This is a genomic window from Mesorhizobium sp. P2_F8 (assembly GCF_056403655.1).
Genome location: NZ_JBFUFB010000074.1, coordinates 1 through 2,498, shown reverse-complemented (window position 1 = coordinate 2,498; position 2,498 = coordinate 1). Strand labels below are relative to the sequence as shown.

The following is a 2,498-nucleotide window of genomic DNA, read 5'->3' as shown; positions in this document are numbered from 1 at the left end:
TGTTGATTTCCACCGAGAACTGACCCGGCATTTCCACCGAGAAGTGACCCGCCTCTCATGTATGTTTCGGTTCGGTGTTGACGGTCAAGGTTCTGGCTTTCTCCTTCGCTTTTTTAGGCTCGTGTGCGGAGCTGTTTTTGAACCGGAAGCTGTCGTTCCCGGTTTCCAGGATGTGGCAATGGTGGGTCAGTCGGTCGAGAAGCGCGGTCGTCATCTTGGCATCGCCGAAGACACTGGCCCACTCACTGAAGCTGAGGTTTGTGGTGATGATGACGCTTGTGCGTTCGTAGAGTTTGCTCAGCAGATGGAAGAGCAATGCTCCACCTGATGCGCTGAATGGCAGATAGCCAAGCTCGTCCAGGATTACGAGATCGGAATGCACGAGGCGATTGGCGATCTGGCCGGATCTTCCCTGTGCCTTCTCCTGTTCCAGCGCATTGACCAGCTCGACCGTCGAGAAGAAGCGAACCCGTTTGTGATGATGCTCGATGGCCTGCACGCCGAGAGCGGTTGCGATATGGGTTTTGCCGGTTCCGGGGCCGCCGACGAGCACGATATTGTTGGCTTCATCGACGAACTCGCAACGATGAAGTTGCCGCACGAGTGCCTCGTTTATCTCACCGCTGGCGAAGTCAAAGCCGTTGAGATCGCGATAGGCTGGAAAGCGTGCCGTCTTGAGCTGATAGGCTGTCGATCTGACCTCTCGTTCCGCCGTCTCGGCCTTCAGCAGTTGCGACAGGATCGGAATGGCGGCTTCAAACGCCGGCGCTCCCTGTTCGGTGAGTTCGCCTACAGCTTGCGCCATGCCGTGCATCTTCAGGCTCCTGAGCATGATGACGATTGCGCCGCTGGCAGGATTATGACGCATGACGCACCTCCAAGGCCTTTCTCAAAGCGTCGTAGCGTTCGACATTGGCCTTCGGCTCGTTTGTAAGCGTCAAAGCCTGAGGAGCGTCGATGGTAGGGGGCGTAAGGGATTTGCCGTCGACGAGGCGATGGAGCAGATTCAACACATGGGTCTTGGTAGGAACACCGCCCTGCAACGCCATCTCCACGGCGCACAGCACGGCCTGCTCGTCGTGCTGAAGCACAAGTGCCAGAATGTCGACCATCTCGCGATCGCCGCCAGCCTTCTTGAGCAAATGCTGCTGCAAGGATCTGAATGCATCGGGAAGTTCGGCAAAGGGTGCTCCGTTGCGAAGGGCGCCTGGTTTGCGCTGTACGACAGCCAGATAGTGCCGCCAGTCATAGACCGTCTGCCCTGGCCGATCATGCGATCGATCGATGATGCGGCGATGCTCGCAGATGATCAAACCTTCAGCGGCAACCACGATACGATCTGGATAGACCCGTAGGCTCACGGGCCGGTTGGCAAAGGACGCCGGCACGCTGTAGCGATTACGCTCCAAATGGATAAGGCAGGTCGGGGAGACCCGTTTGGTGTATTCGACAAACCCGTCGAAGAAACGGGACGCTGGCATGAGAGCCCGGGCTTCCTCAGCCCAGATATCGGCAATGGTGCCGCGCATTTTTCCATGCGAGGTCTTGTGCCAAAACTCCTTGCATCGAAGCTCCAGCCAGTCGTTCAGGGCTTCCAGTGATGGAAAGCGTGGAATGGGCTGCCAGAGCCGGTGACGCGCATCCTGCACGTTCTTCTCGACCTGTCCCTTCTCCCAGCCGGACGCGGGATTGCAGAACTCAGGCTCGAAGAGATAGTGGCTGGCCATTGCCATGAAGCGGACATTGACGTCGCGCTCCTTGCCGGGGCCGACCTTATCGATCGCTGTCCGCATATTGTCGTAGATGCCGCGCCGAGGAACGCCGCCAAAGACACGGAAAGCGTGATTGTGCGCGTCAAACAGCATCTCATGCGTCTGCAGCAGATAGGCCCGAACGACGAAGGCGCGGCTGTAGCTTAACTTTGTATGGGCCACCTGCAGTTTGGTGCGCTCATTGCCGATGATTGCCCAGTCCTCCGACCAATCGAACTGGAACGCTTCACCCGGATCGAACGCAAGCGGCACGAATGTCCCGCGCCCTGTCGTCTGTAATTCTCTTTGCAGATCCGCCTTCCACTCCCGAGCGAAAGCAGCAACACGACCGTAAGAACCCTCATAGCCGAGGCTAAGCAGATCGGCATGAAGCTGCTTCATCGTGCGTTTCTGTTTGCGGTTCCTTTTGGCTTCCGTCGTCAGCCAGGCCGACAAACGGTCGGCAAAAGGGTCAAGCTTGCTCGGGCGCTCGGGAACCTTGAACTTTGGCTCAACACCGTCAGAACGCAGATATCTGCGAATAGTATTCCGCGACAGGCCGGTCCTGCGGCTGATCTCACGGATCGATAAATGCTCTCGAAAATGCCAGCGTCGGATCACGCTCAATAATGCCATGTCGATCACTCCGTAGCCCCCGCTGCAACACGCAGGGCAAGGTTCAAACATGGGTCAATTCTCGATGGAAATATCCTTCAATGCCGGGTCACTTCTCAGTGGCAATCAACA

2 protein-coding genes are annotated in these 2,498 nt (G+C 57.3%); both read right to left on the bottom strand.

From position 1 onward, the window contains the following. Positions 1–55: 55 nt before the first annotated feature. Positions 56–868, bottom strand: coding sequence for an IS21-like element helper ATPase IstB (gene istB / locus AC1DZP_RS35860; RefSeq protein WP_477309039.1), 813 nt, complete (start codon positions 866–868; stop codon positions 56–58). Continuing rightward, entirely contained in the window at positions 858–2,387 is a 1,530-nt protein-coding gene (gene istA / locus AC1DZP_RS35855) for an IS21 family transposase (protein WP_477309041.1), read from the bottom strand. The genes istB and istA overlap by 11 nt, the downstream gene beginning before the upstream one ends. Positions 2,388–2,498: the final 111 nt, after the last annotated feature.